General features: G+C 42.9%; 5 protein-coding genes. 2 read left to right on the forward strand and 3 right to left on the reverse strand.

Annotated features, from left to right (window positions below; translation table 11 throughout):
- Nucleotides 1-30: 30 nt before the first annotated feature.
- Nucleotides 31-2,055, reverse strand: coding sequence for a M13 family metallopeptidase (locus tag ACIQZ2_RS11395; RefSeq protein ID WP_395768977.1), 2,025 nt, complete (start codon nucleotides 2,053-2,055; stop codon nucleotides 31-33).
- A 54-nt stretch (nucleotides 2,056-2,109) separates the two neighbouring features.
- Here ACIQZ2_RS11395 and ACIQZ2_RS11400 point away from each other — a divergent pair, with 54 nt between their 5' ends.
- Nucleotides 2,110-4,140, forward strand: a complete 2,031-nt coding sequence (locus tag ACIQZ2_RS11400; protein ID WP_395768978.1) for a S9 family peptidase — start codon at nucleotides 2,110-2,112, stop codon at nucleotides 4,138-4,140.
- 213 nt (nucleotides 4,141-4,353) lie between these two features.
- Here ACIQZ2_RS11400 and ACIQZ2_RS11405 read toward each other — a convergent pair whose 3' ends face one another.
- Nucleotides 4,354-5,424 carry a Gfo/Idh/MocA family protein gene (locus tag ACIQZ2_RS11405; protein WP_395768979.1) on the reverse strand — a complete coding sequence of 357 codons (1,071 nt, stop codon included), beginning with the start codon at nucleotides 5,422-5,424 and terminating at the stop codon, nucleotides 4,354-4,356.
- A gap of 69 nt (nucleotides 5,425-5,493) precedes the next feature.
- Here ACIQZ2_RS11405 and ACIQZ2_RS11410 point away from each other — a divergent pair, with 69 nt between their 5' ends.
- Complete coding sequence (locus ACIQZ2_RS11410; RefSeq protein WP_395768980.1) at nucleotides 5,494-6,423, forward strand: alpha/beta hydrolase; 930 nt, start codon at nucleotides 5,494-5,496, stop codon at nucleotides 6,421-6,423.
- A 169-nt stretch (nucleotides 6,424-6,592) separates the two neighbouring features.
- Here the strand turns inward: ACIQZ2_RS11410 and ACIQZ2_RS11415 are convergent, their stop codons facing one another.
- The gene (locus ACIQZ2_RS11415; RefSeq protein WP_395768981.1) at nucleotides 6,593-7,144 is read right to left on the reverse strand and encodes an RNA polymerase sigma factor; all 552 of its coding nucleotides are present in this window, start codon (nucleotides 7,142-7,144) and stop codon (nucleotides 6,593-6,595) included.
- Nucleotides 7,145-7,408 lie beyond the last annotated feature (264 nt).

A 7,408-nucleotide genomic window follows, 5' to 3' on the forward strand; every position in this document is an offset into this window, starting at 1 on the left:
AAAGACGCGAGGTAACGCGTCTCTACAATTTTACCAAATTTTTATTCGATCCTCCGGCTTCTTATACAACTTATCACCTGGTTTCACATGGAAGGCTTGGTACCACGCGTCCATGTTAACAGGTGCGCCAATTGTCCGGTATTGAGCAGGCGAGTGTGGATCTGTTTGAACCAAATTCGCTGCTGTTTCTGGCAATGTTTTACTTCTCCAAACTTGAGCCCATGCCAAGAAGAATCGTTGGTCTGGTGTAAATCCATCAATTTTCGTTTTGGACTTGCCTTGCTTCGTCATTTTGAATGCTTCGTAGGCGATGTTTAAACCACCTAAGTCACCAATGTTTTCACCCATGGTAAACTTACCATTCACATGGATCGTATCCAATACCGTATAGGCATCAAATTGCTTGCCTAATTGCTCGGTCTTTGCATTGAATTTAGCTAAGTCATCTTTGCTCCACCAGTTACGTAAGGCTCCGTCTTTGTCGTATTTACTACCTGTATCATCAAATCCATGTGACATTTCATGGCCAATAACAGCCCCAATTCCACCATAATTGATAGCATCGTCTGCTTTTCCGTCAAAGAATGGGAACTGCAAAATACCTGCTGGAAATACAATTTCATTCATTACCGGGCTGTAATATGCATTAACCGTAGGCGGCGTCATGCCCCACTTTGTGCGGTCTACTGGCTTTCCTATCTGCGCGATGTTCTCTTGGAAACCCCATGCACCTGCATTGCGCATATTTTGATAGAATGAATTTGCTGAGATTTCTAATCCTTCATAATTTTTCCAAATATCTGGATAACCGATCTTCGGTGTAAATGCATATAATTTAGCTAAAGCTTTTTGCTTCGTTTCTGCACTCATCCACTCAAGGCGGTTAATGCGCATTTCAAATGCCTTGCGTAGATTCGCAACCAATTCTATCATGCGCTCTTTTGCTTCTGGCTTGAAATATTTGGCAACATATAACTGGCCCAGTAATTCACCGATAACCCCATCCGTGAGGGATGACATGCGTTGCCAACGGGGTGTTTGCGCTTTTTGACCGCTCACAACTTGATTGAATGTGAAGCTTGCATTGACAAATGGAGAACTCAAATAGCTAGCAGAACCTTTCAACAGATTCCATGTTAAATAGGTTTTCCAAGTCTCAACGGGCGTTTCGATTAACATTTTGTTCACAGACTCAAAGAATTTAGGAGCCGAAACCAATACCGAATCAGGCGCAGATGTGCCAAAATCTTGGAACGTCAATGCCCAATTGAATGCGGGTGTTTTCTGGTTGAAATCCGCAAAAACAAGCTTGTTATATGTCTTATATGGATCGCGCATTTCTAAACGGGACATTTGCGCTTCTGCTAATTTTTTCTCCAATTGGAAAATAGACTCTGCATTTGCTTTCGCTTGAGCTGGAGAAGTTCCAATTAACTGAAATAAGCTCGTTACGTAGGTTTTAAATCCTTCTTGAATTTTCAAACTACGCGCATCTGACTTTAAATACAAATCGCGATCAGGTAACGATGTTCCGCCTTGGCCCAACTGTGGAACCATTTTGTCTACTTGCTTGCGGTCTTGACCTACGTAGAAACTGAACAGGGGAGACCCTGCACCGGTCTTGCGCATTCGGGCAATTTCCGTGATGATCTGGGACTTGAATTGAATCGCGTTGATTTGGTTTAAATCAGCTTGAATAGGTGAAAAACCAAGTTTTTCAATCGTTAAACTATCCATCGCTGCCGAATAGAAATCAGCCACGCGACGTTCAACAGAACCTGCAGCTGCGGTTGAGCTCTGCGTTCCTTCCAGGATGGTTTTTACGGCATTGATGTTGAAATCACGAAGTTGGTTGAAACTACCCCAACGCGTTTCTTTGGCTGGAATGACATTGTTTTTCAACCAAGTGCCATTTGAATATTCCACGAAGTCATCTCCAGGTTTTATAGAAAGATTCATGTTTGATCGGTCAATGAATTTGGCCGGAGTTTGTGCGTTTAAGGTACTCATACCCAAGGTTAACGCCAGACTAAGTACTGCGTAATTTTTTTTCATAAGTTTATTATAGATGAAGAAATATCAACTAATTTACGAACCTAAATGTTTTACATGAAAAATATTCTTCTAATTATTCTATTTGCCAGTGGCTTTAATTCCTTTGGGCAAAAACCTGCCATGACGCATGAGCGCATGTGGATGTTAAAAAAAATCGGTACACCAGCACTCAGCCCTTCCGGTAAATGGGTGGTATACAGTCGGGTCGAAACGTCCTATAATTTGGATGAACAAACATCGGATTTATGGCTAGCTGCTTCAGATGGTTCAACTGAACCACGTAAAATTACAAATTCCAAAGGGGGTGAAGAAAGTTACTTCTGGCATCCTACCCTAAACCAAATCTATTTTACCGCAAAGCGTGAAGGGGATGAAGTCGCTCAATTGTATCAATTAAATTTGGATTTAGGTGGGGAAGCCCAAAGAATCACGAACATTTCTACCGGTGTACTTACCCCTAAAATTAGTTCAGATGGCAGCAAAATTGCCTTTACTTCCAGGGTATTCGCAACAGCATTTACGGATTCATTGAGTAAGAAAATGGCCGATGAGAAGAAGAAAATTAAAACCAAAGCACGCGTTTACACCTCATTCCCTATTCGTTATTGGGATTCTTGGTTGGATGATAAACAATCCCACATGTATGTGTTGGATTTAACGTCGGTAAAGCCAACACCTAAAAATATTTTTTCTCAGGTTAGTTTGGTTGAATCAAAAGGTTTTCAACTAGGTTCGTTTGCCTTTTCACCAGATGCTTCTCAAATCATTTTCACTGCTACTACTGAATACAATACAACGGCTTACCAATCTGCCAATTCTCACATGTATTCCGTTACGATTGCCGGTGGTAAAGAAAAGTTACTAAGCTCGGATAAAACCGACTATTCGCAAGTGCAATTTACCGAGGATGGCAAATATTTGATAGCTACGGGACACGTGAATGGGGATAAAATTTACTACTTAGACCATATTTATCGTTTCGCTTGGCCGTCGATGGACCAACGTACCGAACTGGCCGTTGGGCTAGACCGCCCAATCAATGATTGGGAAATTTCGGGTACATCCATTTATGCGAGTATAGAGGATCAAGGCGTAGATCGTGCAATTCAAGTTTCCATTGATAAAGGGGGCTATGCCTACATGCTTGGTGGAGACGCAGGTTCTATTACCGGTCTTTCAGTCTCAGGAAATAAGATGGCCTATACGTATCAAAATATCGCTGCACCTGCAGAAGTATTTGTTTGGGATGCGGGGAAAAGTATCGCAATTTCCAAAGCAAATGATGTTGTTTTGGGCTCATTGGATTTGCCTAAATCTGAAGTTTTTTGGACCAAAACATCTCGCGGTAAAATGATCCGTAGTGTTATCTTGCGCCCCGCGGGCTTTGATGCATCCAAAAAATATCCACTATTTGTTCTGATGCACGGGGGACCGGCCATTTCGTTTAAAGATGCATTTAATTTCCGCTGGAATCCATACGTCTTAGGGTCATCTAATTATGTCATTGTCATGACTGATTATACGGGTTCTGTAGGCTATGGCGAGAAATTCGCCCAAGACATTCAGTTTGATCCGTTTAAAGGACCCGGGAATGAGATTTTAGAGGCGGCTGCAGATGCGATTAAACGCTATCCGTTTATCGATGCTTCCCGACAAGCCGCGGGTGGAGCTTCGTATGGTGGGCATTTGGCCAACTGGATGCAAGCCACGACATCACACTTTAAATGTTTAGTTGCTCACGCGGGATTGGTTAATTCAGAAGCACAATGGGGAACGTCGGATGTAATTTGGGGTCGTGAATTAATGAATGGCGGAGCACCTTGGGTCCCTACCAAAACTTGGAAAGAGCAAAATCCGATGCGCTTTGCTGCTAATTTCAAAACACCGATGTTGTTGACCGTAGGGGAAAATGACTTCCGCGTACCGATCAACAATACGCTCGAAAACTGGAGTATTCACCAACGTTTACAAATCCCAAGTAAATTAATTGTTTTCCCTGGCGAGAATCACTGGATTCTAAGTCCGGATAATTCGAAATTTCATTATCAGGAGGTGGGGAATTGGTTGGGGACATATTTGAAATAGTCGTCAGTCACTAGTCGTTAGTCCGGAGGCAGGGAGTCCGGAGGGGAAAAGAAATAAGTCCGGAGGGAATTAGTCCGAAGTCCGGAGGGGAAAAGTAAAAAGTCCGAAGTCTATAGAATAATGTTTAAAGCCATTAGCTTTCAACCCTTTTCCTACGGACTTCGGACTTTTTCCCTTTAGACTAGCGACTAGCGACTAACGACTGATGACTACTTAAAGCACCACCATCTTCCCCGTCCTTACCGACTCATCACAAGCGAATGCGATTCGTAAGCTGTTTACCGCGTCTTCGACGTGGTCAGTTAAGTCCACATTGTCCTGAATGGCATGTAAAAAATAGGCCTGCTCGCGATCACATAATCCTTGATGATCCGGTTCGTCGGTTAGATTTATCCACTCATCTGCGCGGGTGAATTCATTTTCTGCATTGATATCAGCATGGTGCACACGCAGTGATTCGGTTTTGGTATGGGATTCTACTGAATCCGATTTTCCTTCGCCACTCGCATTTTGCGCCACAATGGATACGGAACCTTTCGGGCCAAAAACGTCCTTAACAAAGTAAGCTGTTTGGGAGATCATTGGGCCCCAACCCGCTTCGTACCAACCCACGGAACCATCTTCAAAATGAATTTGCAGTTGGCCATAATTGTAATTTCCAGCCGGAATATCTTCCGTCATCCGCGCTCCAATCGCCGAAACACGAACCGGCTTCGAACGCGTCATTTGACACATGACATCGATATAATGCACGCCGCAATCTACGATTGGGCTTAAACTTGCCATCAAATTACGGTGTACATCCCACATATATCCGTGGGATTGTTGGTTTAAATTCATCCGCATCACGAGCGGTTTTCCCATTTCTTTGGCAATTTCAATAAACTTGATCCAAGAAGGATGGTGGCGTAAAATATAGCCAACAACGAGTTTTTTGCCTGTTTTTTTAGCTACCTCAGCCACACGGATGGCACCGGCCAAACTATCCGCAATGGGCTTTTCAATAAACACATGGCAACCCGCTTCCATCGCCGCAATGGCGTACGCTTCATGCGTGTCTGGATAAGTAGAGATGCAAACGGCATCGGGTTTGGTTTCAGCTAGGGCCGATACATATTCGTTGAATAATGGGTAAGATCCGCCAAGTTTTTGATTCAATGTCTCCTTGCTTTTGCCAGGAGAAACGAGACCGCAAATTTCGAAAGCGGCTGAGTTATGATAGGCTGTCGCGTGGGAGGCACCCATGTTGCCACATCCCACCACTAATACACGTAATTTTTGCATAGGTTCAGATTTGAAAAGTCCAAGTTACTAAGAATGATTATAAAATTCGATTCCCTACCTTTATAATATATGCGCAAGATCGGAATCCTTTTATTGTTTGTTTGTCAGGGCTTATTGGCCCAAAATACCCAAGGCCTCACCGGTATTCCTGATACCAGTTTTGCCAATTATTCAGCCTGGCAATCAGCGCTCAAATCAGATCCTACCTTACGTTTAGCGGAATATACCGCATCCGAAATTAAAGCCAAAAGAACGGTAGTTTACAAACAAATAGACCAACGGAAATTAGTCTTGGACGTATATGAGCCAACAGATAATCGCTCCCGAAAGACGCTTTTGTTTTTTCATGGGGGTGGTTGGCGAACGGGTCATCGGTCCCAACATGTCGCGTTGGCTCAGGCTTTGGCCAAAAAAGGATACCGCGTTTTTCTAGCGGAATACCGCTTGTCTACCGAGGCCTTGTATCCAGCTGCGATGGAAGATGCGCAGGCGGCGTTGATTTATTTGCACCAACAAGCCAACAAGCTTCATATCGATTCGAAGCAAATATTCGTCGCAGGTTATTCGGCGGGCGGCCAGATGGCGGCTTTATTAGGATCTGTGCAGGATGAAAATCTGTTTGGCAAAGGACAAAAAATCAAAGGTGTGATTGACTTGGATGGGATTTTGGCTTATATCCATCCGGAGTCGGGCGAGGGAGATGACCGCGTGCGGATGTCGGCCGCCACCTCTTATTTTGGCTATTCGAAAACAGAAAATCCGACTCTTTGGAATCAGGCATCTGCCTTGCACCATGTATCCAAACAAGATCCGCCGGTGTTATTTATCAATTCAGGTGTTGCGCGTATGCATGCGGGAAGGGATGATTTTCGTACTCAGATGGGCCAATTTGGCCTATTTACGGATGTGTATACCCATGAAAATTCACCGCATACGTTTCTGTTGTTCACCCGTTGGTTCGATAAGACGGTCCAACTGATGGATAAATTCATGCAATAAATTTGCACGTTTGTAGAGACGGCAGGCCGTATTTGTGGAGACGCGATACCTCGCGTCTACGTCGAATTTGTAGAGACGGCAGGCCGTATTTGTAGAGACGCGATACCTCGCGTCTACGTCGCGTTTCTCCTATAGGGTTTTCATAGGCCAAATGCCTTAATTTAGCTGATTAAGCCTCCTTTAGGATATTAATGCTTCTGTGAATCATGTTGTAAACTGTTTGCCTAGCTAGGTTTTGTTCCTTCATGATTTCTTCGACTGATTTTTCATTGATGAATCTTTCGGTAAAAAGGAATCTTTGTCTTTTGGTCAATTGATTTAATTTCTGGAGGTAAATCTTCTCTTTTTGTGTCATTACTTCAGATTCAATTAAGTTTGACAATGCGTTTGATTCGTCTCCGAATGTTACGTAGTCAGCTTCATTCCCGTGAGGAATTGGATCATATTTTAACTTTTTCTGTAGGATGCGTATCATGTGATTTTTGATACTCCGCTTTAGGTAGAAATCTAATGTTTGGTCCACGGTCAACCTTTCCTTGGCTTTCCATAGGGATATAAAAATATCTTGAAAGGCGTCTTTTACATCATCTTCATATTGCGGGAATAGTGATTTTCCATAGCGCAAAATGGGTTTATGGTAATGTTGGTATAAGACTTGGAACGAACTTGTATCCCCCAATTTAAATTGTTGAATGTAGAAAGATTCTTGTGCCGCTGTCATGGTATGGTGGTAGGTAAGTATAAATCAACACACCAAAATTAGACGTAACGAGAAAGCAAAATTTGCCAAATCTTACCAATTTATGATGATATATTATTGATATCGACTTACATTTGGAAAAAATCATTCAATATGAAGCCGATATTCAAGAAAGTTGATTCAAATTCGGAGGAAGCCTTTGTAGCAAGAATTGATCAATTTTCCCAATTCTACAACAAGTGGCATTTCCATCCGGAGTTAGAATTAACGCATATTGTTAAGGGG

It is taken from the genome of Aquirufa sp. (assembly GCF_044342065.1).
Lineage (GTDB): Bacteria > Bacteroidota > Bacteroidia > Cytophagales > Spirosomataceae > Aquirufa.

Bases quoted from the DNA above. Each gene is read 5' to 3' on its own strand.
- ACIQZ2_RS11415 (WP_395768981.1), bottom strand. From the start codon at position 7,144: ATGACAGCGGCACAAGAATCTTTCTACATTCAACAATTTAAATTGGGG.
- ACIQZ2_RS11410 (WP_395768980.1), top strand. From the start codon at position 5,494: ATGCGCAAGATCGGAATCCTTTTATTGTTTGTTTGTCAGGGCTTATTG.
- ACIQZ2_RS11400 (WP_395768978.1), top strand. From the start codon at position 2,110: ATGAAAAATATTCTTCTAATTATTCTATTTGCCAGTGGCTTTAATTCC.
- ACIQZ2_RS11405 (WP_395768979.1), bottom strand. From the start codon at position 5,424: ATGCAAAAATTACGTGTATTAGTGGTGGGATGTGGCAACATGGGTGCC.
- ACIQZ2_RS11395 (WP_395768977.1), bottom strand. From the start codon at position 2,055: ATGAAAAAAAATTACGCAGTACTTAGTCTGGCGTTAACCTTGGGTATG.